The following is a 23,676-nucleotide window of genomic DNA, read 5'->3' on the forward strand; positions in this document are numbered from 1 at the left end:
ATTAATTGTATTTACTTTTTTGCTTAAAAGAAATGAAGGTTGGTAATACTAGAATTCGAGTATGAACAAAGAAAGTTTTACATTGTTCGCATTTTCGACTTGATTGAAATATTTCAGTATGATATAGTAAGCAGTGGTGTCAGTACAAAGTACACACGTTTACTGATTTAAGTGTTGGTGCTACGTTTGTAGTTTCGCTTAGAGATGAAGTAAACGGAGGATATCAAAAACCATTTAGGAGGAACTATATTATGTCAGTAATTTCTATGAAGCAATTGCTTGAAGCTGGTGTTCATTTCGGACATCAAACTCGTCGTTGGAACCCAAAAATGAAGCGTTACATTTTCACAGAGCGTAACGGTATCTACATCATCGACTTACAAAAAACTGTGAAAAAAGTTGAGGAAGCTTACAGAACGATGCGCGACATCGCTGCTGAAGGCGGAGACATCTTATTCGTAGGTACTAAAAAACAAGCACAAGAAGCTATTAAAGAAGAAGCAACTCGTGCTGGTATGTACTTCGTTAACCAACGTTGGTTAGGCGGAACTTTAACAAACTTCCAAACAATCCAAAAGCGTATCAAGCGTCTTAAAGACATCGAAAGAATGCAAGAAGATGGTACTTTCGAAGTACTTCCTAAGAAAGAAGTTGTTCAACTTAAAAAAGAGTTAGAGCGTCTTGAGAAATTCTTAGGCGGTATTAAAGATATGAAAGGTCTTCCAAGTGCATTATTCGTAGTAGACCCTCGTAAAGAGCGTATTGCAGTTGCTGAAGCACGCAAATTACACATTCCAATCATCGGTATCGTTGATACAAACTGTGATCCGGACGAAATCGATCACGTTATCCCAGCAAACGATGATGCAATTCGTGCTGTAAAACTTCTTACATCTAAAATGGCAGACGCGATCCTTGAAGCAAAACAAGGTGAAGAAACTGTTACTGCGTAACAAAGTTGGAAAGGTGATAAGGGGTTCGGCCTTTTATCACCTTTTTTAAGGTATAAACACCTTTATAAAAGGTATAAATACATATTTTAGGAGGATGAAAAGTATGGCAATCACTGCTCAAATGGTAAAAGAATTACGTGAAAAAACTGGCGCAGGTATGATGGACTGCAAAAAAGCTTTAACAGAAACTAACGGCGACATGGAGAAGGCAATTGACTTCTTACGTGAAAAAGGTATTGCGAAAGCTGCTAAAAAAGCAGACCGCATTGCTGCTGAAGGTTTAACTTTCATCGAAACAAACGGTAATGACGCTTTAATCTTAGAATTAAACTCTGAAACTGATTTCGTTGCGAAAAACGAAGGTTTCCAAACACTAATTAAAGAATTAGCTGCTCACTTATTAACTAACAAACCAGCTAACGTTGAAGAAGCTATGGCTCAAACAATGGAAAACGGTAAAAAAGTTGAAGAGCACATCAACGAAGCAATCGCTAAAATTGGTGAAAAACTTACACTACGTCGTTTCGAAATCGTATCAAAAACTGATGCAGATGCATTCGGCGCTTACCTACACATGGGTGGACGTATTGGTGTATTAACAGTTCTTGAAGGTTCTACTGATGAAGCTGCTGCTAAAGATGTTGCAATGCACATCGCTGCAGTTAACCCTAAATACATCGACCGCGATGCTGTAACAGCTGAAGAAGTTGAGCATGAGCGTCAAGTATTAACACAACAAGCATTAAACGAAGGCAAGCCTGAGAAAATCGTTGCGAAAATGGTTGAAGGCCGTTTAGGCAAATTCTTCGAAGAGATTTGCTTACTTGACCAAGCATTCGTTAAAAACCCTGATATGAAAGTTCGTCAGTTCGTTGAGTCTAAAGGCGGAACATTAAAAGGATTCGTTCGCTACGCTGTTGGTGAAGGTATCGAAAAACGCGAAGACAACTTTGCTGAAGAAGTAATGAACCAAGTAAAAGGTAGTAACTAATACAGATTAGGGAACACATTGTGTTCCCTTTTTTAAAATAAAGATGTAAGCAATTGGAGGTTCATTATGAGTAAACCGAAATATAATCGTGTCGTTTTAAAGCTAAGTGGAGAAGCTTTAGCTGGAGAGCAAGGATTTGGAATTAACCCAACTGTTATTAAGTCAGTTGCGGAACAAGTAAAAGAAATTGCAGAACTTGATGTAGAGGTTGCTGTTGTTGTTGGTGGCGGTAACATTTGGCGTGGGAAAATTGGAAGTGAAATGGGCATGGATCGTGCAGGGGCAGATTACATGGGCATGTTAGCGACAGTTATGAATTCATTAGCTCTTCAAGATAGCTTGGAGAATATCGGAATTCAAACTCGTGTACAAACTTCAATTGAGATGCGTCAAGTTGCAGAACCTTACATTCGTCGTAAAGCAGTTCGTCACTTAGAGAAAAAACGTGTTGTTATCTTTGCAGCAGGTACAGGTAACCCATACTTCTCTACAGATACAACAGCAGCATTACGTGCGGCAGAAATTGAAGCAGATGTAATTTTAATGGCGAAAAACAATGTGGATGGTGTATATAATGCGGATCCATCTATTGATCCAACAGCTACGAAATACGAAACGCTTACTTACTTAGACGTATTAAAAGAAGGTTTAGGTGTAATGGATTCTACAGCTTCTTCTCTATGTATGGATAATGATATTCCATTAATTGTATTCTCAGTTATGGAAAAAGGTAATATTAAACGTGCCGTTTTAGGCGAAAATATCGGAACAGTGGTAAGGGGGAAATAAATATGGGACAACAAGTATTGAAGTCTTCAAATGAAAAAATGGAAAAAGCAGTTGCTGCTTATTCTCGTGAATTAGCAACAGTTCGTGCTGGCCGTGCAAACGCGTCTGTATTAGATAAGGTACAAGTTGATTACTATGGTGCACCAACACCAGTTGTGCAATTAGCGAACATTACAGTTCCAGAAGCGCGTTTACTAGTAATTCAACCTTATGATAAAACTTCTATCGGTGATATTGAAAAAGCAATTTTAAAAGCAGATTTAGGCTTAAACCCTTCTAATGATGGAACTGTAATTCGTATTGCATTCCCTGCATTAACAGAAGAGCGTCGTCGTGATCTTGTAAAAGTTGTGAAAAAATATGCTGAAGAAGCAAAAGTTGCTGTTCGTAACGTACGTCGTGACGGAAATGATGATCTTAAGAAGCTTGAAAAAGCTGGCGAGATTACAGAAGATGATTTAAGAGGATATACTGAAGATATCCAAAAAGAAACAGATAAATATATTGCAAAAGTTGACGAAATCGCAAAAAACAAAGAAAAAGAAATCATGGAAGTGTAATAGCGATAACTTCGCAAATATGACCCTCTTCTTAAGGGGGTCTTTTTACACTTTTAGGCATACGTCTGCTTGCTGGAGGGTATGAATGATGTTTAAAAACTTTCCTTTTTTTAAAGGTAAAAAGGACACATCGTTTGATCATCTCGTTGAAGAAGTGAAAAAAGGATATATCCCAGAACATATTGCCATCATTATGGATGGGAATGGAAGATGGGCAAAGAGGAGAGCAATGCCTCGTATTGCGGGACATCATGAAGGTATGCAAGTTGTAAAGAAAATTACAAAATTTGCAAGTAAACTTAATGTGAAAGTGTTAACTCTCTATGCTTTTTCAACTGAGAACTGGAAAAGACCGAAAAAGGAAGTTGATTATTTAATGAAGCTTCCAGAAGAATTTCTAGGTACATTTTTACCAGAATTGATTGAAGAAAACGTACAAGTCCGAGTAATAGGGCAAAAAGATCGTCTTCCTACGCATACACGCAGAGCGATGGAGAAAGCCATGGAAGATACGAAAGAGAATACGGGATTAATTCTTAATTTCGCGTTAAACTATGGGAGTCGAGATGAAATCGTTTCTGCTGTGCAACATATGATGAAAGATAATGAGGAAGGAAAAATTCGTTCTGAAGAGGTAAGTGAAGAAATGCTTTCCTCCTACTTAATGACGAGTTCTTTACCTGATCCAGAGTTGTTAATCCGAACAAGCGGAGAGCTACGTATTAGTAATTTCATGTTGTGGCAAATTGCATATTCGGAGTTTTGGTTTACAGACGTGTATTGGCCAGACTTCAAAGAAGAACATTTGCTAAATGCGATTACTGACTTTCAACATAGAGGGCGCAGATTCGGAGGCGTGTAGAAAGAGAGGGTTTGGTAGTGAAACAGAGAATTATTACTGGAGTGGTTGCTGCCGCGCTATTCATTCCCATCGTAATATACGGTGGCGTGCCTTTTACGGTTTTAGTGTATGCACTTGCTTCTATAGGTTTATATGAATTAATTCGTATGAATAAGCTTACGCTTATTTCAGTACCGACAGTTTTAGCTGCAGTATTATTGTGGATTCTTTTAATTCCAAGTAGTGCATCAGAACTGTTTACATGGATTGGATTAGGTAAATTGGAAATCACATTTGTGATTGTTTTATTACTTTTATCATATACAGTCCTTTCTAAGAATACATTTACTTTTGATAATGCTTCATTTTTACTGATGGCAACGACATATGTGGCAATGGGATTCTTATATTTAAATGAAACGAGAATATTAGGAATTAAATATGTATTTTGCGCATTATTTGTTATATGGGCTACTGATTCAGGCGCATATTTCGTAGGAAAAGCATTGGGCAAGAGAAAATTGTGGCCAGAAATTAGTCCAAATAAAACGATTGAAGGTTCATTAGGTGGCATCGTTTGTGGAATTATTGTGGCACTTGTTTACAATGTGTTCTTCCCAGTCGAATCGAATGTAGTAATTTTAATTGTGCTGACAATTATCATTTCTATTTTTGGACAAATTGGTGATTTGGTACAATCTGCATTTAAACGTCATTATGGCGTAAAAGATTCAGGTACAATTTTACCTGGGCATGGTGGTATATTAGACCGAACAGATAGTTGGTTATTCGTTTTACCAATTCTCTACTTCTTATTACAATACAATTAATAAATGAACGAGGGGTTGGAGTCATGAAAAACATTAGTTTATTAGGTGCAAGCGGATCAATTGGTACACAAACTTTAGATGTATTACGCTCGCACCCAGACCAATTCCGTCTCGTTGCTTTTTCTGTAGGGAAAAATATTGACTACGCAGTAAAGGTAATTCAAGAATTTTCTCCGCAAATCGTCTCTGTGCAAAGAGAGGAAGATGTTTTAAAATTACAATCTGTTTCTGGTAATACAAAAATTGTATATGGTAGTGAAGGACTTTTAGAAGTAGCATTACATCCAGATGCGGAGATTGTAGTAAATGCTGTTGTAGGTAGCGTAGGGTTGTTACCAACACTTCGTGCAATCGAGGCGAAAAAAACAATTGGAATTGCAAATAAAGAAACGTTAGTAACTGCAGGACATCTTGTAATGGAAGCAGCACGAAAACATAATGTTTCGTTACTTCCAGTAGATAGTGAACATTCGGCTATTTTTCAATGCTTGAATGGTGAAAATGAAAAAAGAATTTCTCGTCTTATTATAACGGCTTCTGGTGGAAGTTTCCGTGATAAAACGAGGGATGAATTGCATCATGTGACCGTAGAAGATGCGCTTCGACATCCAAACTGGTCAATGGGTTCGAAAATTACAATTGATTCTGCTACAATGATGAATAAGGGACTAGAAGTAATTGAAGCACATTGGCTTTTTGGTATCCCTTATGAGCAAATCGATGTTGTTTTACATAAAGAAAGTATTATCCATTCTATGGTTGAATTTGAAGATCGTAGTGTAATGGCGCAGCTTGGTTCACCTGATATGCGAGTACCAATTCAATACGCACTTACATATCCTGATAGATTGCCTCTTTCAGACACAAAACAGTTAAACTTATGGGAAATAGGGACGTTGCATTTTGAGAAAATGGACCAAGAACGATTCCGTTGTTTACGTTTTGCGTATGAAGCTGGAAAAGCAGGTGGAAGTATGCCAGCTGTAATGAACGCAGCGAATGAAGTAGCTGTTGAAGCCTTTTTACAAAAGAGAATTGGTTTCTTAACAGTGGAAGACCTCATTGAAAAAGCAATGAACCATCACAATGTCATTGCACGACCGAGCTTAGAGGAAATTTTGGAAATTGATGCGGCCACAAGACGGTTTGTGATGGAACAAATTTAGCAAAGGTGGTTATGGAATTGAATACAGCGATTGCCTTTATATTAATTTTCGGTGCACTCGTATTTTTCCATGAGCTAGGGCATCTATATTTCGCAAAAAGAGCAGGTATTTTATGCCGCGAGTTTGCGATTGGTTTTGGTCCGAAAATATTCTCATTTGAAAAGAATGAAACGGTGTATACGATTCGATTACTGCCCCTTGGTGGCTATGTAAGAATGGCTGGCGAGGATGCGGACACAGTTGAGTTAAAGCCTGGGAAAAAGGTTGGCCTTGTATTAAATGAAAAAGACGAAGTTGTGAAATTAGTTTTTGATGGATATGAAAAGTATCCAAATGTTCGTGTTATTGAAGTCGAACAAGCTGATTTGGAGCATAATTTAACAATTTCGGGCTATGAAGAGTACGAGGAAGAGCTTCAAACGTTCCGAGTGAATGAAAAGGCTCGTATTATTACTGCGGGGGAAGAAATTCAAATTGCTCCGTATAATAGACAATTTGGCTCGAAAAAACTAGGGCAACGCGCTTTAACAATCTTTGCGGGTCCTGCAATGAACTTCATTTTAGCATTTGTTATTTTTGTGATTCTTGGATTTGTACAAGGGGTTCCTATTGACAAACCAATGGTCGGAAAAGTGATGGATAACAGTGCAGCACAGCAAGCTGGATTGAAAGAGAATGATACAATTCAAGCTATTGATGGGAAAAACACAAGTACATGGAAAGATGTTGTTACTATTGTACGTGAAAACCCAAATAAAGAAATTACGTTACAAGTAAAGCGTGATAATGAACAGTTTAATGTGAAAGTAACGCCAACACTCGATAAAGAAGGAAAAGACGAAGTTGGTAGAATCGGTGTTTATTCTCCTGTAGAGAAAACAGTAATGGGTTCTATTAAATCAGGATTTGAACAAACGTACCAATGGACGAAACTAATTTTTGAATCTCTTGTTAAATTAGTAACTGGTCAATTTTCTATTAATGAGTTGTCAGGTCCAGTAGGAATTTATAATCTAACAGATCAAGTTGTAGATTATGGGTTTACGCGTGTACTAAGTTTAGCTGCAGTTCTAAGCATTAATCTTGGTTTATTTAATTTATTACCAGTTCCTGCTTTAGATGGTGGCCGTTTATTCTTCTTCTTAATTGAAGCGTTACGAGGGAAACCAATTGACCGCCAAAAAGAAGGAATGGTTCACTTTATTGGTTTTGCATTATTAATGTTACTTATGTTAGTTGTAACTTGGAATGACATTCGTAAGTTTTTCTTGTAAAATAAAGTGAAACTTATAATGAAATAGAGCTCGTAGAATAAAATCCCTCACCTAACTCGAGGTGAGGGGTTTTACTGCGTGTAAGAGTAAAATGAAGAGGTGCAAATAAATGAAACAAAGTATGGTATTCAGTCCTACATTACGTGAAGTTCCAGCTGATGCTGAAATTAAGAGTCATCAGCTATTACTTCGTGCAGGTTTTATGCGTCAAAATGCTTCTGGTATTTATAGCTTTCTACCATTTGGATTAAAAGTATTACACAAAGTAGAACGTATCGTTCGAGAAGAAATGGAGCGCGCAGGAGCTGTAGAATTATTAATGCCAGCTATGCAAGCTGCAGAATTATGGCAAGAATCAGGTCGCTGGTATTCTTACGGATCTGAATTAATGCGTATGAAAGATCGTAACGCTCGTGAATTCGCATTAGGAGCGACACATGAGGAAGTAATTACGGACCTTGTGCGTGATGAAGTGAAATCATATAAAAAATTACCGTTAACATTATACCAAATTCAAACAAAATTCCGTGATGAGCAAAGACCTCGTTTCGGCTTATTACGTGGAAGAGAGTTTCTAATGAAAGATGCATACTCTTTCCATGCTACACAAGAGAGCTTAGATGAAGTATACGATCGCTTATATAAAGCATACTCTAACATTTTTGCTCGCTGTGGCTTGAATTTCCGTGCAGTTATTGCTGATTCTGGAGCAATGGGCGGAAAAGATACACATGAATTTATGGTATTATCTGAAGTTGGTGAAGATACAATTGCATACTCTGACACATCTGATTATGCAGCAAACATCGAAATGGCTCCTGTTGTAGCTACGTATACGAAGAGTGACGAAGCCGAAAAAGCACTTAAAAAAGTAGCAACACCAGACCAAAAAGCAATTGAAGAAGTATCTGCATTCTTAAACATTGCAGCTGACAAGTGCATTAAGTCTATGGTATTTAAAGTAGATGAGAAATTAGTAGTTGTACTTGTTCGTGGTGATCACGAAGTAAACGATGTGAAAGTGAAAAATGTATACGGCGCTTCAGTTGTTGAGCTTGCTTCTCATGAAGAAGTAAAAGCATTATTAAATTGTGAAGTTGGTTCATTAGGACCGATTAATGTAACAGGTGATATCGAAATTATTGCTGATCATGCTGTAGCATCAATTGTTAACGGATGTTCAGGAGCGAATGAAGAAGGATTCCATTATGTAAATGTAAATCCAGAACGTGACTTTAAAGTAAATCAATATACAGATTTACGCTTCATTCAAGAAGGAGACCAATCTCCAGATGGAAACGGAACAATTCTTTTCGCACGCGGAATTGAAGTTGGTCATGTATTCAAATTAGGAACTCGTTATAGTGAAGCAATGAACGCAACATTCCTAGATGAAAACGGAAAAACACAACCACTTATTATGGGTTGTTACGGTATCGGTGTATCTCGTACAGTTGCAGCAATTGCAGAGCAGTTTAACGATGAGAACGGCTTAGTTTGGCCAAAAGCTGTAGCACCGTTCCATGTGCATGTAATTCCAGTAAATATGAAATCTGATGCACAACGTGAAATGGGTGAAAATATCTACAACTCATTACAAGAACAAGGCTATGAAGTGTTATTAGACGATCGTGCAGAACGTGCAGGTGTTAAATTTGCAGATGCAGATTTATTCGGTCTTCCAGTTCGTGTTACAGTCGGTAAAAAAGCAGACGAAGGTATTGTAGAAGTGAAAGTACGTGCTACAGGTGAGTCTGAAGAAGTAAAAGTAGAAGAACTTCAAACATATATTGCAAATATTTTAAAATAAGAAGAGGTACCTCGTAATGGGGTACCTTCTCTTTCTTTGTAAACGTATTTTGTAAAAGAAGAAGTGAGAAATCTTTCTTTGTGGTACGTTTCAATTTATAATAGCAAATGGAAGGAGAGTGCTTATGTCTTTAACAAATGAACAACAAGAGCGATTTCAAATTTTGCTCCAGCAGTTGCAAATACCAGACGACCTTATAAATCAATATTTACAAGGCGGTGGTATTGAAAGGCTCGTTATTGATAAAGCGAATAAGAGTTGGCATTTTGATTTACAAGTGCCACGTATTTTGCCTACAGAATTATATGAATTGCTAGAAACAAAGCTTAAGCAATCATTTTCTCATATTGCAAGAACAACATTTGCATTAGAAACAGAGAATAAACAATTTACAGAAGAAGAAGTGAGGGCGTATTGGCCGCTTTGTACGGAACGAATTACATTTTCACCTATGTTCGCATACTTAAAGAAGCAGCTTCCACAGGTGAATGGAGTGAAGTTGCTAATAAATGTGAATAACGAGCTGGAGTCTACTGCTTTAAAGAAAAACGTTGCGAAACCAGTAGGGGATCAATACGAAGTTTTTGGATTCCCGCGTTTTCAGTTAGACACACATATACAGCAAAATACAGAAGAAATGCAAAAGTTTCGTGAACAAACGCAGCAAGAAGACCGCGAGCGTGTTATACAAGCTATGGAAGAAATGGCGAAGAAGCAAGCTGAAGAAAGCAGCGTTGTGTATGAAGGACCGATTACACTCGGGTATCTTATTAAGCCAGATGAAGAGATTACACCAATGCGAGAAATTCAAGATGAAGAAAGAAGAAAAACGGTTCAAGGATATGTCTTCCATGTAGAAACAAAAGAGCTTCGTAGTGGACGTACGTTATTAACTTTAAAAATAACGGATTATACGGATTCTATTATGATCAAAATGTTCTCGCGTGACAAAGAAGATATTCCAATGCTGCAATCCTTGAAAAAAGGAATGTGGGTGAAAGCGCGTGGTTCTGTTCAAAACGATACATTTGTTCGAGATTTAGTAATGATTGCAAATGATATTAATGAAATAACAGGACCGTCTCGTAAAGATAAAGCGCCAGAAGGCGAAAAACGAGTAGAGCTTCATCTCCATACTCCGATGAGTCAAATGGACGCTGTCACTCCAGTTTCTAAGCTTGTTGCTCAAGCTGGTAAATGGGGACATGAGGCTATTGCGGTGACAGACCATGCCGTGGCTCAGTCTTTCCCAGAGGCGTATTCTGCGGGGAAAAAGGCTGGAGTTAAAGTTATATATGGTGTAGAAGCAAATCTAGTTAATGATGGTGTACCGATAGCGTATAATGAAGCGCATCGTTTACTTGCAGAGGAAACGTATGTTGTTTTCGACGTTGAGACGACAGGTTTATCAGCTGTATACGATACAGTCATTGAGTTGGCTGCCGTAAAAGTAAAGGGTGGCGAAATTATTGATCGCTTTGAATCTTTCGCAAATCCACATCAACCATTATCAGCGACGATTATTGAATTGACAGGTATTACAGATGATATGTTAACTGATGCACCTGAAGTGGACGAAGTGTTTAAAAAGTTTGAGGAATGGATGGGCGATCATACACTTGTTGCCCATAACGCGAGCTTCGATATGGGCTTTATTAACGTAGGTTTTAAAAAGGCTGGGTTAGAAAAAACGAATAACCCCGTTATTGATACGTTAGAACTTGCACGATTCTTATTCCCAGAAATGAAAAATCATCGATTAAATACGATGTGTAAAAAACTTGATATTGAATTAACACAACATCACCGTGCGATTTATGATACAGAAGCGACGGGATATTTACTTGTGAAAATGTTGAAAGACGTAATTGAAAAGGGATTTGAATATCACGATCAATTAAATGATAGCATGGGACAAGGGGATGCGTATAAGCGTGGCCGTCCAAGTCATATGACGTTACTTGCCACATCAGATGTTGGATTGAAAAATTTATATAAACTTGTTTCATATTCTCACCTTAATTACTTTTACCGTGTACCACGTGTGCCGAGGTCACTATTAAAAAAATACCGTGAAGGAATTTTAGTAGGAACGGCTTGTGATAAAGGTGAAGTGTTCGAGGCAATGATGCAAAAGGCACCTGAAGAGGTAGAAGAAATTGCCCAGTTCTATGACTACATTGAAGTAATGCCTCCAGAGGTGTTACGTCATTTAGTAGAACGTGAGCTTGTTCGAGACGAAGGTCAATTAAAAACAATCATTTCTAACTTAGTAAAACTAGGTGAGACGTTAGATAAACCAGTTGTTGCTACAGGAAACGTGCATTATTTAGACCCTGAGGATGCAATGTATCGTAAAATTTTAGTCAGTTCGCAGGGCGGAGCCAATCCGTTAAATCGACATTCATTACCGCCAGTACATTTCCGTACAACTGATGAAATGTTAGAATGTTTTTCATTCTTAGGTGAAGACAAAGCGAAAGAAGTTGTTGTAACAAATACACAAAAGATTGCGTCATTAATTGGTGATGTGCATCCAGTAAAAGACGATCTATACACACCGAAAATTGAAGGTGCTGATGATGAAACGCGTGATATGAGTTATAAAATGGCGCGTAGCATTTATGGTGAAGAGCTACCGGAAATTGTAGAAGCACGTTTAGAAAAAGAATTAAAAAGTATTATTGGGCATGGATTCGCCGTAATTTATTTAATTTCACATAAGCTTGTGAAAAAATCGTTAGTAGACGGATATCTAGTAGGTTCGCGTGGATCGGTAGGGTCATCATTTGTTGCAACGATGATGGAAATTACAGAAGTAAACCCATTACCACCACACTATGTATGTCCGAAGTGTAAGCAATCAGAATTCTTTAATGATGGTTCTGTAGGTTCTGGTTTTGACTTACCAGATAAAGAATGTCCTGCTTGTAATATTCCGTATGTAAAAGATGGACATGACATTCCGTTCGAAACGTTCCTTGGATTTAAAGGAGATAAGGTACCCGATATCGATTTGAACTTCTCCGGGGAGTACCAACCACGTGCCCATAACTATACGAAAGTACTGTTCGGTGAAGACTATGTATATCGTGCAGGAACGATTGGTACAGTTGCGGAAAAAACTGCTTACGGATATGTAAAAGGTTATGCAAATGATCATAACTTAACGATTCGAAATGCAGAGATTGATCGCTTAGTAGCAGGATGTACCGGTGTAAAACGTACAACTGGACAGCATCCAGGCGGTATTATCGTTGTGCCAGATTACATGGATATCTTTGATTTCTCACCAATACAGTATCCAGCAGATTCAATTGGTGCTGAATGGAGAACAACGCATTTTGATTTCCACTCGATTCATGATAATTTATTGAAACTTGATATACTCGGACACGATGATCCGACCGTTATTCGTATGTTACAAGATTTAAGTGGTATTGATCCGAAAACAATCCCAACGGATGATCCAGAAGTAATGAAAATTTTCTCAGGTCCAGAATCGCTAGGCGTAACGGAAGAACAAATTAACTGTAAAACAGGTACACTTGGTATACCAGAATTCGGTACGAAATTCGTAAGACAGATGTTAGAAGAGACAAAACCAACGACATTCTCAGAGTTAGTCCAAATTTCTGGACTATCACATGGTACGGACGTATGGCTTGGTAATGCAAACGAGTTAATTTATAACGGTACATGTACGCTGAGCGAAGTTATCGGTTGTCGTGATGACATCATGGTATATTTAATCTATCAAGGTCTAGATCCATCATTAGCCTTCAAAATCATGGAGTCGGTACGTAAAGGTAAAGGTGTACCGGAAGAATGGGAAGACGACATGAAAAGTAATAATGTACCAGGTTGGTATATTGATTCATGTAAGAAAATCAAGTATATGTTCCCTAAAGCCCATGCGGCTGCTTACGTGCTTATGGCTGTACGTATCGCATACTTTAAAGTACATTTTGCACTGTTATTCTATGCGGCATATTTTACAGTTCGAGCAGATGACTTTGACGTAGAAGCAATGGCGAAAGGTTCAGCATCTATACGTGCAAGAATTGATGAAATTGCGCAAAAAGGTTTAGATGCAGCGCCGAAAGAGAAGAGTTTATTAACGGTATTAGAAATGACACTTGAAATGTGTGAGCGTGGATACTCATTCCAAAAGGTTGATTTGTATCGTTCGCATGCAACAGACTTTATTATTGATGGAGACTCATTAATCCCTCCATTTAATGCGGTACCTGGTCTTGGTACAAACGCAGCTTTAAGTATTGTAGAAGCACGCAAAAATGGAGACTTCTTATCAAAAGAGGACTTGCAGCAGCGTAGTAAGGTTTCGAAAACAATTATTGAGTATTTAGATAGTCAAGGTTGTTTAGGAGATTTACCGGATCAAAACCAGTTATCACTGTTCTAGTAGGTAGGAAAAGTCTTTGCAAATCAACATTTCCTATGATATACTATTAACCGAGATAACCATGTCATGTATATTGTGTAAAGAAAAGAGTGGGGAAACCCACTCTTTCGTGTTACTATCTATGTTTTCTCTACGTAGATAGGTAAAAGATTTCTGTCGTATATACATATTTTGTTACAAGTTTTACTTCTTAAATTTGGTAATACTAAGACAGATAATCCCTGCTGAACAGCAGGGGCTTTTGTTAGCTAACGAGAAAGAATAAGATAGACCGTTTTTAAAGTGGCGGGGTCTTCTTCTTTTAAATGGTACATGACGGCAGGAAGGAGGCTGTTTATGGATAAGAAAGTCACAGAAGTTGTAGAAGCATTTGCGCAGCCGATCGTTGAAGAGTTAAATCTTGAACTTGTAGATGTAGAGTATGTGAAAGAAGGACAAGACTGGTTCTTACGCGTATTCATCGATTCTGAAAAGGGAGTCGACATTGAAGAATGCGGTGCGGTAAGTGAACGTTTAAGCGAAGCTTTAGATAAAGAGGATCCAATTCCTCATCTTTACTTTTTGGATGTATCATCTCCTGGAGCGGAACGCCCATTAAAGAAAGAAAAAGACTTCCAGCAAGCGGTAGGAAAACAAGTGGCAATTAAAACATATGAGCCGATTGATGGTGAAAAGATGTTTGAAGGAAAACTGCTTTCTTACGATGGTACAACAATAACATTATTATTAACAATTAAAACACGTAAAAAAGAAATCCAAATTTCGATGGATAAAGTCGCAAATGCGCGACTTGCTGTTACGTTTTAGTTAGAAGGGGGATCTTCATGAGCACTGAGTTATTAGATGCTTTGCTCGTATTAGAATCTGAAAAAGGCATTAGCAAAGACATTATTATTGATGCGATTGAAGCAGCTTTAATCTCTGCTTATAAGCGCAATTTTAATCAAGCACAAAACGTTCGTGTGAGCTTTAACCCAGAAGTGGGAACAATTCAAGTTTTAGCACGTAAAGACGTAGTAGACAATGTGTTTGATCCACGTCTTGAAATTTCTGTAGAGGAAGCAAGACAAATTAATCCAAACTACCAAGATGGTGACGTATTAGAAATTGAAGTAACACCAAAAGACTTTGGTCGTATTGCAGCACAAACTGCAAAACAAGTTGTCACACAACGAGTGCGTGAAGCAGAGCGCGGTGTTATTTACTCTGAGTTTAGTGACCGTGAAGAAGATATTATGGTAGGTATTGTACAACGTCAAGATGCTCGTTTCATCTATGTAAGCTTAGGGAAAGTAGAAGCTTTATTACCTGTAAGTGAGCAAATGCCTAATGAGCAATACAAACCACATGATCGTATTCGCGTATTCATTACGAAAGTAGAAAAAACGACAAAAGGACCACAAATTTACGTATCACGTACACATCCTGGTCTTTTAAAACGTTTATTCGAAATGGAAGTTCCTGAAATCTATGATGGAACTGTAGAAATTCGTTCTGTAGCACGTGAAGCTGGCGATCGCTCTAAGATCTCTGTATATGCAGAGAACACTGATGTTGATCCAGTTGGTTCTTGTGTAGGACCAAAAGGGCAACGTGTACAACGCATTGTAGACGAATTAAAAGGTGAAAAAATTGACATCGTCCGCTGGTCAAATGATCCAGTTGAATATGTTGCAAATGCATTAAGCCCATCACAAGTTGTTAAAGTACTTGTAGATGAAGAAGAAAAAGCGACAACAGTAGTTGTTCCAGACCACCAATTATCATTAGCTATCGGTAAGCGTGGACAAAATGCACGTCTTGCAGCTAAATTAACAGGCTGGAAAATTGATATTAAGAGTGAGTCTGATGCGAAACAACTTGGTATTGTAACAGAAGAAGATAGCGTAATCGCATTTGGATTCGATTCAGTGGAAGACGAAATCGAATAGAGGTGATGAGTATGAGCAATCGAAAAGTTCCGTTACGAAAATGTGTTGCAACGCAAGAAATGAAATCAAAACGAGAGCTCGTTCGCATTGTTCGTTCCAAAGAGGGAGAAGTGTCCATTGATTTAACTGGGAAAAAATCAGGACGAGGTGCTTACTTGTCGAAGGACAAGGAGAGCATTCTTCAAGCTCAAAAGAAAAATGTTTTGGAACATCATCTAAAAGCGAAAATCGACGGTTCTTTATATGAAGAGCTTCTTGAGCTTGTTGAGAAGGAGTCGAAATAAGTGTCCGATTGGAAATCGTTTTTAGGACTAGCAAACCGGGCTCGGAAAATTATTTCGGGTGAAGAACTCGTTTTAAAAGAAGTACGAAGTGGCAAAGCAAAACTTGTATTGCTATCTGAAGATGCGTCAGTAAATACTACAAAACGCATCACAGATAAAACTACGTACTACAACGTACCAATGAGAAAGGTCGAAAATCGACAACAATTAGGGCATGCGATTGGGAGAGATGAGCGAGTCGTTGTAGCTGTGTTAGATGTAGGCTTTGCGAAAAAGCTGCGTAGCATGCTCGATACAAATTACCGGGGGTGAAGGTATGAGTAAAATTCGAGTGCATGAATATGCAAAAAAACATAATATCTCAAGTAAAGATCTTATGACAAAACTAAAAGAAATGAATATCGAGGTTTCGAATCATATGACAATGTTAGACGATGAAGTAGTAAATAAATTAGATAATGAATATCAAACTGAAAAACCTTCTGTTGCAGATGAGTTTGAAGTAGAAGAAAAAGTTGTTCGCAGTAAAAAGAACAGCAATAAGAAAAAGAAAAAAGGCAAAGGAAACGAAGACAAACGTCAAGAGAACTTTGCTGGTAGACAACAAACTCAAATTGTAGAAACACCAGATAAAATTACTTTCTCTGGAAGCCTTACAGTAGGAGATCTTGCTAAAAAATTAAGCAAAGAGCCATCTGAAATTATTAAGAAGCTCTTCATGCTTGGAATTATGGCAACAATTAACCAAGACTTGGATAAAGATACAATTGAGTTAATTGCTAACGACTACGGTATTGAAGTAGAAGAAGAAGTAATTGTAAGCGAGACTGAGTTTGAAACATTCATTGATGAGCAAGATGATGAAGAGAACTTAAAAGAACGTCCAGCTGTAGTTACAATCATGGGACACGTTGACCATGGTAAAACAACATTACTGGATTCTATTCGTAACTCAAAAGTAACTGCAGGCGAAGCGGGTGGAATTACTCAGCATATCGGTGCATATCAAGTTGAAGTAAACGATAAGAAGATTACATTCTTAGATACACCTGGTCACGCAGCATTTACAACGATGCGTGCTCGTGGGGCACAAGTAACGGATATTACAATCCTTGTTGTTGCAGCGGATGACGGTGTTATGCCACAAACGGTTGAAGCAATTAACCATGCGAAGGCAGCAGGAGTACCAATTATTGTTGCTGTGAATAAAATGGATAAACCAGCTGCAAACCCTGATCGCGTAATGCAAGAACTAACTGAATATGAATTAGTTCCAGAAGCTTGGGGCGGAGATACTATTTTCGTACCAATTTCTGCAATTCAAGGCGAAGGCATTGACAACTTACTAGAAATGATCCTTCTTGTAAGTGAAGTAGAAGAATATAAAGCAAATCCAAACCGCTATGCAACTGGTACAGTAATCGAAGCACAGCTTGATAAAGGTAAAGGAACTATCGCGACATTACTTGTTCAAAATGGTACGCTTCGAGTTGGAGATCCAATCGTTGTTGGAACTTCATTCGGACGTGTTCGTGCAATGGTAAGTGATATTGGTCGTCGTGTAAAAGTTGCTGGTCCATCAACTCCTGTTGAAATTACTGGTTTAAACGAAGTACCACAGGCTGGAGATCGTTTCATGGCATTTGCTGATGAGAAGAAAGCTCGTCAAATTGGTGAATCACGTGCACAAGAAGCGTTAGTTGCACAACGTGGTGAGAAATCTAAATTAAGCCTTGAAGATTTATTCCAACAAATCCAAGAGGGCGATGTAAAAGAAATTAACTTAATCGTAAAAGCAGACGTACAAGGTTCTGTTGAAGCGATGGCAGCATCACTTCGTAAAATTGATGTTGAAGGCGTAAAAGTTAAAATCATTCACACTGGTGTAGGTGCGATTACAGAATCTGATATCATTTTAGCTTCTGCATCTAATGCAATTGTAATTGGATTTAACGTACGTCCAGATGTGAACGCGAAGCGTACAGCTGAATTAGAGAACGTTGATATTCGTTTACACCGTATTATTTATAAAGTAATCGAAGAGATTGAAGCAGCTATGCAAGGTATGCTTGATCCAGAATTCGAAGAAAAAGTAATCGGTCAAGCAGAAGTTCGTCAAACGTTTAAAGTAACAAAAGTTGGAACAATCGCAGGTTGTTACGTAACAGACGGTAAAATTACGCGTGATAGTGGCGTACGTATTATCCGTGACGGCGTAGTAATTTTCGAAGGACAACTTGATACGTTAAAACGTTTCAAAGACGACGTAAAAGAAGTTGCACAAAACTATGAGTGTGGTATTACAATTGAGAGATATAATGATCTTAAAGAAGGGGACATCATTGAAGCGTACATTATGGAAGAAGTGAAGCGATGATTATCGCTTCACTCTCATTCGAGTGTATGATTTACAATGTGCATTCTTTAAAAGAGAAACGTGCAATTTTACAACGTGTGTTAACTCGTGTAAAACAGCGCTATAATGTAGCTGTTTCTGAAGTTGGGCACCAAGATGTATGGCAACGTACAGAAATTGCAATTGTTTCCGTATCCTCAAATCGTGTTATCTGTGAGAAAGAAATGAATCGTGTACTTGAGTACATCGATTCATTTCCTGAAATTGAACGTACAATAACACATTTGGAATGGTATTGAATGAGGTGAAGAGTTATGAAATTACGTGCGAACCGTGTGGGCGAGCAAATGAAAAAAGAATTAGGCGACATTATCAGTCGTAAAATTAAAGACCCACGTATTGGATTTGTTACAGTAACTGATGTACAAGTGAGTGGTGATTTACAAATTGCTAAAGTATATATTTCTGTTTTAGGTGATGAAGAACAGAAAGAAAATACTTTAAAAGGTTTAGCGAAGGCAAAAGGCTTTATTCGTTCAGAAATTGGTCAACGTATTCGTCTTCGTAAAACACCAGAAATTACCTTTGAGTTTGATGAGTCTATCGGATATGGTCATCGAATTGATACACTTTTACATGAAATTAATAAAGACGGTAAACGTGAAGAATAATGGATAGACATTTGTCTATCCATTTTTTCAATGCAAAATAAGTTTTGGATATTTACTACGAGAGAATTATGATGAGGTGAACATATATGGAAGGTGTAGTATTATTACATAAGCCAAAAGGCATGACATCACATGATTGTGTATTTAAATTAAGAAAGATATTGCGAGAAAAGAGAATTGGTCATACGGGAACATTAGACCCTGATGTAACAGGAGTATTACCAATTTGCGTTGGAAGAGCAACGAAAATTGCACAATTTTTAACAAGTGAAACGAAAACATATGAAGGTGAAGTAACATTAGGGTTTTCAACGACAACCGAAGATGCTTCTGGTGAGGTTGTTGAAACGAAAAATGTAGATCGTACTATTACTCGTAAGGAAGTAGAGAAAGTTCTTGCGGAATTAACAGGCACGATTGAACAAATGCCACCAATGTTCTCGGCTGTAAAAGTAAACGGGAAAAAATTATACGAATATGCAAGAGCAGGACAAGAGGTAGAACGTCCAGTTCGTACAATTACAATTCATGAATTCGTATTACTTGATGATCGTGAAGTTTTTGAAGGAGAAAATATTTCATTCCGTTTCCGTGTAACGTGTAGTAAAGGAACATATGTAAGAACGTTAGCTGTAATGATAGGGGAGAAACTTGGTTTCCCATCACATATGTCTCACCTTGTAAGAACGGCATCTGGTGAATTTTTATTAGAAGATTGCATATCATTTGAAGAAATTGAAGAAAACGTGCAAAATGGAACAGTAGAGTCTATCTTCATTTCAATTGATGAAGCATTAAGCAAGTTTCCAAAAATGGTTGTAGATGAAAAGCAAGCAGAGAAAATAAAGAATGGTATGTTCTTAAAGAATGAATTAGAAATAACAGCACCATTTATTACAGTGTTTGATAAAAATGATCGTTGCTTAGCAATTTATGAACATCATCCGAAACATCCTGGCATGTTAAAGCCGATGAAAGTACTTGTGAATAATCAAGAACTAAAGCTATAATGAATTATTGGAAGGATTATTACAGAAAAAGGTGAATTCAAGCGTGAAACTTATTCATTTAACTCATCCACATGAACAAAATAAATTAGAATTACCACCTACTGTAATGGCATTAGGATTTTTTGATGGCATTCATTTAGGACATCAATGTGTAATTCGAACTGCGAAAAAAATAGCGGACGAACGAGGATATAAAAGTGCAGTTATGACATTTCATCCTCATCCATCTGTTGTTTTAGGGAAAAAGGATGCGCATGTGGAGTATATTACACCAATGCGCGATAAAGAAAAAATAGTCGAAAGCTTAGGAATCGATATATTATATGTGATTAAATTTGATGAATCATTTGCAGGGTTATTACCGCAACAATTTGTAGATGATTATATTATTGGTTTAAATGTAAAGCATGTAGTAGCAGGGTTTGATTATTCATATGGACGTTTAGGAAAAGGAAAGATGGAGACTTTACCATTTCATGCAAGAGGGGAGTTTACACAGACTGTGATTGAAAAAGTTGAATTTCAAGAAGAGAAAGTAAGTTCTACAGCATTACGAAAGTTAATTCGAAATGGCGAAATGGAGCAAATTCCATCTATTTTAGGTAGAGCCTATACTGTAGCGGGAACAGTTATACACGGCGACAAACGTGGGCGTCAAATTGGTTTCCCAACAGCTAATGTAGGTTTAAGTGATGAGTATTTATTGCCACCTGTAGGTGTTTATGCAGTGAGATTAAAAGTTCACGATGAATGGTACGATGGTGTATGTAATATTGGATATAAACCGACTTTTAAAGAAGATGAGCGTCAATTATCAATTGAAGTGCACTTATTTGAATTTAACAAAGATATATACGATCAAAATGTTACAGTAGAGTGGCATATGCGTATAAGAGCAGAAAAGAAATTCAACGGTATTGATGAGTTAGTTGAACAAATCGCAAAAGATAAGAAGACAGCACAAGAATATTTTATGAGCGAAAAGAATATACTTGCTTTTTCAAATGAAAAGTAGTATTCTATGTTATGTACTTTATGACAACCATTGCTTGGCATTGCGACTCACCGACGCTTGCTAGGTAATTGGGGGTTTAATTAATAGGAGGTGAAATAGGATGGCTTTAACACAAGAACGTAAAAATGAAATCATTGCACAATTTAGAACTCATGAGACTGATACTGGTTCTCCAGAGGTTCAAATTGCTGTCCTAACGGAGCAAATTAACACTCTAAACGAGCACTTACGTACTCACAAGAAAGATCATCATTCACGTCGTGGTCTATTAAAGATGGTTGGTAAACGTCGTAACTTACTAACTTACCTTCGTAATAGCGATATCACACGTTACCGTGAATTAATCACAAAGCTTGGCTTACGTCGATAGTCAAAGAAGCGGGAATATTCCCGCTTTTTTGTTAGGTAAAAATATATCTTCTACGCTTTATAGCTTACTTAATTTTAGGCAATACTAGAGGTAGAATATTGTGATATACTATCCATTTACATAGAAGAATTGAATACTTTAAATTGAGAGGGGTACTTAAATGAGTCAAGAAAAGCAAGTCTTCTCGATAGATTTAGCTGGTCGCCAGCTAACAGTTGAAACTGGTCAGCTTGCAAAACAAGCGAACGGAGCAGTATTAGTAAGATATGGCGATACAGCGGTTCTATCTACAGCAACTGCATCAAAAGAAGCAAAAAATGTAGATTTCTTCCCACTTACAGTAAACTATGAAGAGCGTTTATATGCAGTCGGAAAAATTCCTGGCGGTTTCATTAAACGTGAAGGTCGTCCAAGTGAAAAAGCAATTTTGGCAAGTCGTTTAATCGACCGTCCAATCCGTCCACTTTTCGCAGATGGTTTCCGTAACGAAGTACAAGTTGTCAGCATCGTAATGAGTGTTGATCAAGATTGTTCTTCTGAAATGGCAGCTATGTTTGGTTCTTCATTAGCGTTATCGATTTCAGATATTCCATTTGAAGGTCCAATCGCGGGTGCAACAGTTGGTCGTATTAACGGCGAATTCGTTATCAACCCAACAGTAGAACAGCAAGAACAAAGTGATATTCACCTTGTTGTAGCTGGTACGAAAGATGCAATTAACATGGTTGAAGCAGGAGCAGATCAAGTGCCTGAGGAAACAATGTTAGAAGCAATTATGTTTGGTCATGACGAAATTAAACGTCTAATTGCATTCCAAGAAGAGATTGTACAAGCTGTAGGTAAAGAGAAATCAGAAGTGAAACTTTATGAAGTTGACGCTGATCTTAACCAAGCTGTACGTGAAATGGCTGAAGAAGATATGCATTCAGCAATTCAAGTACATGAGAAACATGCACGTGAAGATGCAATTAACGAAGTGAAAAAGCGTGTTATTGAGCATTACGAAGCGCAGGAAGCTGACGCTGATACATTAGGACAAGTAAATGAGATTTTATATAAAATTGTAAAAGAAGAAGTACGTCGTCTTATTACAGTTGAAAAAATCCGCCCAGATGGCCGTAAAGGTGACGAAATCCGTCCATTAGCATCAGAGGTTGGCATTTTATCTCGTACACACGGTTCTGGTTTGTTCACTCGTGGACAAACACAAGCATTAAGTATTTGTACATTAGGTGCATTAGGCGATGTGCAAATTTTAGATGGTCTTGGTGTAGAAGAATCAAAACGCTTTATGCACCATTACAATTTCCCATCATTTAGTGTTGGTGAAACTAGACCAATGCGTGGACCAGGTCGTCGTGAAATCGGTCACGGTGCACTAGGAGAACGCGCACTTGAGCCTGTAATTCCATCTGAAAAAGATTTCCCATACACAGTACGTCTTGTATCTGAAGTTTTAGAATCAAATGGTTCTACTTCACAAGCAAGTATTTGTGGTAGTACTTTAGCAATGATGGATGCTGGTGTTCCACTTAAAGCTCCAGTTGCAGGTATTGCAATGGGTCTAGTTAAAACTGGTGAGCATTACACAATTTTATCTGATATTCAAGGTATGGAAGATCATTTAGGTGATATGGACTTTAAAGTAGCAGGTACAGCACAAGGTGTAACTGCACTACAAATGGACATTAAAATCGATGGTCTATCTCGTGAAATTTTAGAAGAGGCATTACAACAAGCGAAAGTTGGTCGTGTGCACATTCTAAATCATATGTTATCTGTTATTCCAGAGCCACGCACTGAATTATCAGCGTACGCTCCAAAGATTATTACAATGACAATTAATCCAGATAAAATCCGTGACGTTATCGGACCGAGCGGTAAACAAATCAATAAAATTATTGAAGAAACTGGCGTTAAAATTGACATCGAGCAAGATGGCACAGTATTCATTTCTTCAATAAACCAAGAAATGAACGACAAAGCTAAGAAAATTATCGAAGATATCGTTCGCGAAGTACAAGTAGGTGAAATCTACGAAGGAAAAGTGAAACGTGTTGAGAAATTCGGTGCTTTCGTTGAATTATTCAGCGGTAAAGATGGATTAGTTCACATTTCTGAACTTGCACTTGAGCGTGTAGGTAAAGTAGAAGACGTTGTGAAAATCGGTGATGTAATTACAGTTAAAGTTATCGAGATTGACAAGCAAGGTCGCGTAAATCTATCTAGAAAAGTATTGCTAAAAGAAGAGCAAGAAAAAGAAGCTGCTAAAGAAGAAAACAAACAAGAGCAGCAATAAGTAAAAGCCAGTTTAACTGGCTTTTTTTGTTATGTAAAAAACATGTTGTTCAATATATTTTTATGTCGGTATAGGTATAGTTTTCATTATAACGCTCAAA

21 protein-coding genes are annotated in these 23,676 nt (G+C 37.7%); all 21 read left to right on the plus strand.

Annotated elements, in window-relative coordinates; genetic code table 11:
- The first annotated feature begins 251 nt into the window (after positions 1-251).
- The 21 genes from rpsB (at position 252) to pnp (ending at position 23,576) form a co-directional block, all read left to right on the plus strand.
- Positions 252-953, plus strand: a complete 702-nt coding sequence (gene rpsB / locus MR143_RS25485) for a 30S ribosomal protein S2 (RefSeq protein ID WP_000111485.1) — start codon at positions 252-254, stop codon at positions 951-953.
- A 103-nt stretch (positions 954-1,056) separates the two neighbouring features.
- Positions 1,057-1,944 (plus strand): translation elongation factor Ts, encoded by an 888-nt coding sequence (gene tsf, locus MR143_RS25490; RefSeq protein WP_001018578.1) that lies wholly within the window; start codon positions 1,057-1,059, stop codon positions 1,942-1,944.
- A gap of 66 nt (positions 1,945-2,010) precedes the next feature.
- On the plus strand, positions 2,011-2,733 hold the full coding sequence (gene pyrH, locus MR143_RS25495) for a UMP kinase (RefSeq protein ID WP_000042668.1): 723 nt from the start codon (positions 2,011-2,013) through the stop codon (positions 2,731-2,733).
- Positions 2,734-2,735: 2 nt separating this feature from the next.
- Entirely contained in the window at positions 2,736-3,293 is a 558-nt protein-coding gene (frr, locus tag MR143_RS25500; protein ID WP_000531501.1) for a ribosome recycling factor, read from the plus strand.
- An 85-nt stretch (positions 3,294-3,378) separates the two neighbouring features.
- Positions 3,379-4,155, plus strand: a complete 777-nt coding sequence (gene uppS, locus MR143_RS25505) for an isoprenyl transferase (protein ID WP_000971296.1) — start codon at positions 3,379-3,381, stop codon at positions 4,153-4,155.
- Between the two features lie 17 nt (positions 4,156-4,172).
- Positions 4,173-4,964, plus strand: coding sequence for a phosphatidate cytidylyltransferase (cdsA, locus tag MR143_RS25510; protein WP_000813592.1), 792 nt, complete (start codon positions 4,173-4,175; stop codon positions 4,962-4,964).
- Positions 4,965-4,987: 23 nt separating this feature from the next.
- Complete coding sequence (gene dxr, locus MR143_RS25515; protein ID WP_000790373.1) at positions 4,988-6,130, plus strand: 1-deoxy-D-xylulose-5-phosphate reductoisomerase; 1,143 nt, start codon at positions 4,988-4,990, stop codon at positions 6,128-6,130.
- A 17-nt stretch (positions 6,131-6,147) separates the two neighbouring features.
- Complete coding sequence (gene rseP / locus MR143_RS25520) at positions 6,148-7,404, plus strand: RIP metalloprotease RseP (RefSeq protein WP_001090243.1); 1,257 nt, start codon at positions 6,148-6,150, stop codon at positions 7,402-7,404.
- 109 nt (positions 7,405-7,513) lie between these two features.
- A complete protein-coding gene (locus tag MR143_RS25525) occupies positions 7,514-9,214 on the plus strand; it encodes a proline--tRNA ligase (protein WP_000814326.1) in 1,701 nt (566 codons plus the stop codon).
- 124 nt (positions 9,215-9,338) lie between these two features.
- On the plus strand, positions 9,339-13,640 hold the full coding sequence (locus MR143_RS25530) for a PolC-type DNA polymerase III (RefSeq protein ID WP_000060003.1): 4,302 nt from the start codon (positions 9,339-9,341) through the stop codon (positions 13,638-13,640).
- A gap of 336 nt (positions 13,641-13,976) precedes the next feature.
- The gene (gene rimP / locus MR143_RS25535; RefSeq protein WP_000359096.1) at positions 13,977-14,447 is read left to right on the plus strand and encodes a ribosome maturation factor RimP; all 471 of its coding nucleotides are present in this window, start codon (positions 13,977-13,979) and stop codon (positions 14,445-14,447) included.
- Positions 14,448-14,464: 17 nt separating this feature from the next.
- A complete protein-coding gene (gene nusA, locus MR143_RS25540) occupies positions 14,465-15,571 on the plus strand; it encodes a transcription termination factor NusA (RefSeq protein WP_000102604.1) in 1,107 nt (368 codons plus the stop codon).
- An 11-nt stretch (positions 15,572-15,582) separates the two neighbouring features.
- Positions 15,583-15,855, plus strand: a complete 273-nt coding sequence (rnpM, locus tag MR143_RS25545) for an RNase P modulator RnpM (RefSeq protein ID WP_000071127.1) — start codon at positions 15,583-15,585, stop codon at positions 15,853-15,855.
- A complete protein-coding gene (locus tag MR143_RS25550) occupies positions 15,856-16,167 on the plus strand; it encodes a YlxQ family RNA-binding protein (protein ID WP_001286524.1) in 312 nt (103 codons plus the stop codon).
- A 4-nt stretch (positions 16,168-16,171) separates the two neighbouring features.
- Positions 16,172-18,232 carry a translation initiation factor IF-2 gene (gene infB / locus MR143_RS25555; protein WP_000036343.1) on the plus strand — a complete coding sequence of 687 codons (2,061 nt, stop codon included), beginning with the start codon at positions 16,172-16,174 and terminating at the stop codon, positions 18,230-18,232.
- The gene (locus tag MR143_RS25560; RefSeq protein WP_000582368.1) at positions 18,229-18,510 is read left to right on the plus strand and encodes a DUF503 domain-containing protein; all 282 of its coding nucleotides are present in this window, start codon (positions 18,229-18,231) and stop codon (positions 18,508-18,510) included. Before infB ends, MR143_RS25560 begins: the two co-directional genes overlap by 4 nt.
- Positions 18,511-18,525: 15 nt before the next feature.
- Positions 18,526-18,882 (plus strand): 30S ribosome-binding factor RbfA, encoded by a 357-nt coding sequence (gene rbfA / locus MR143_RS25565; RefSeq protein ID WP_000776437.1) that lies wholly within the window; start codon positions 18,526-18,528, stop codon positions 18,880-18,882.
- 86 nt (positions 18,883-18,968) lie between these two features.
- Positions 18,969-19,892: a tRNA pseudouridine(55) synthase TruB gene (gene truB / locus MR143_RS25570; protein WP_000399349.1), complete on the plus strand. Its 924-nt coding sequence runs from the start codon at positions 18,969-18,971 to the stop codon at positions 19,890-19,892.
- A gap of 43 nt (positions 19,893-19,935) precedes the next feature.
- Positions 19,936-20,907, plus strand: coding sequence for a bifunctional riboflavin kinase/FAD synthetase (gene ribF, locus MR143_RS25575; protein ID WP_000766706.1), 972 nt, complete (start codon positions 19,936-19,938; stop codon positions 20,905-20,907).
- 100 nt (positions 20,908-21,007) lie between these two features.
- Positions 21,008-21,277, plus strand: coding sequence for a 30S ribosomal protein S15 (rpsO, locus tag MR143_RS25580; RefSeq protein ID WP_001229392.1), 270 nt, complete (start codon positions 21,008-21,010; stop codon positions 21,275-21,277).
- Between the two features lie 160 nt (positions 21,278-21,437).
- A complete protein-coding gene (gene pnp, locus MR143_RS25585) occupies positions 21,438-23,576 on the plus strand; it encodes a polyribonucleotide nucleotidyltransferase (protein ID WP_242281068.1) in 2,139 nt (712 codons plus the stop codon).
- The last annotated feature ends 100 nt before the right edge of the window (positions 23,577-23,676 follow it).

This window comes from Bacillus cereus group sp. BfR-BA-01347, assembly GCF_022663835.1.
In the GTDB taxonomy this organism is placed as follows: Bacteria; Bacillota; Bacilli; order Bacillales; family Bacillaceae_G; genus Bacillus_A; species Bacillus_A thuringiensis_K.

Excerpts from the sequence above, each read along its gene's own strand:
- rpsB (WP_000111485.1), top strand. The coding sequence starts at position 252 with ATGTCAGTAATTTCTATGAAGCAATTGCTTGAAGCTGGTGTTCATTTC.
- tsf (WP_001018578.1), top strand. The coding sequence starts at position 1,057 with ATGGCAATCACTGCTCAAATGGTAAAAGAATTACGTGAAAAAACTGGC.
- pyrH (WP_000042668.1), top strand. The coding sequence starts at position 2,011 with ATGAGTAAACCGAAATATAATCGTGTCGTTTTAAAGCTAAGTGGAGAA.
- frr (WP_000531501.1), top strand. The coding sequence starts at position 2,736 with ATGGGACAACAAGTATTGAAGTCTTCAAATGAAAAAATGGAAAAAGCA.
- uppS (WP_000971296.1), top strand. The coding sequence starts at position 3,379 with ATGATGTTTAAAAACTTTCCTTTTTTTAAAGGTAAAAAGGACACATCG.
- dxr (WP_000790373.1), top strand. The coding sequence starts at position 4,988 with ATGAAAAACATTAGTTTATTAGGTGCAAGCGGATCAATTGGTACACAA.
- MR143_RS25525 (WP_000814326.1), top strand. The coding sequence starts at position 7,514 with ATGAAACAAAGTATGGTATTCAGTCCTACATTACGTGAAGTTCCAGCT.
- MR143_RS25530 (WP_000060003.1), top strand. The coding sequence starts at position 9,339 with ATGTCTTTAACAAATGAACAACAAGAGCGATTTCAAATTTTGCTCCAG.
- rimP (WP_000359096.1), top strand. The coding sequence starts at position 13,977 with ATGGATAAGAAAGTCACAGAAGTTGTAGAAGCATTTGCGCAGCCGATC.
- nusA (WP_000102604.1), top strand. The coding sequence starts at position 14,465 with ATGAGCACTGAGTTATTAGATGCTTTGCTCGTATTAGAATCTGAAAAA.
- rnpM (WP_000071127.1), top strand. The coding sequence starts at position 15,583 with ATGAGCAATCGAAAAGTTCCGTTACGAAAATGTGTTGCAACGCAAGAA.
- infB (WP_000036343.1), top strand. The coding sequence starts at position 16,172 with ATGAGTAAAATTCGAGTGCATGAATATGCAAAAAAACATAATATCTCA.
- MR143_RS25560 (WP_000582368.1), top strand. The coding sequence starts at position 18,229 with ATGATTATCGCTTCACTCTCATTCGAGTGTATGATTTACAATGTGCAT.
- rbfA (WP_000776437.1), top strand. The coding sequence starts at position 18,526 with ATGAAATTACGTGCGAACCGTGTGGGCGAGCAAATGAAAAAAGAATTA.
- truB (WP_000399349.1), top strand. The coding sequence starts at position 18,969 with ATGGAAGGTGTAGTATTATTACATAAGCCAAAAGGCATGACATCACAT.
- rpsO (WP_001229392.1), top strand. The coding sequence starts at position 21,008 with ATGGCTTTAACACAAGAACGTAAAAATGAAATCATTGCACAATTTAGA.
- pnp (WP_242281068.1), top strand. The coding sequence starts at position 21,438 with ATGAGTCAAGAAAAGCAAGTCTTCTCGATAGATTTAGCTGGTCGCCAG.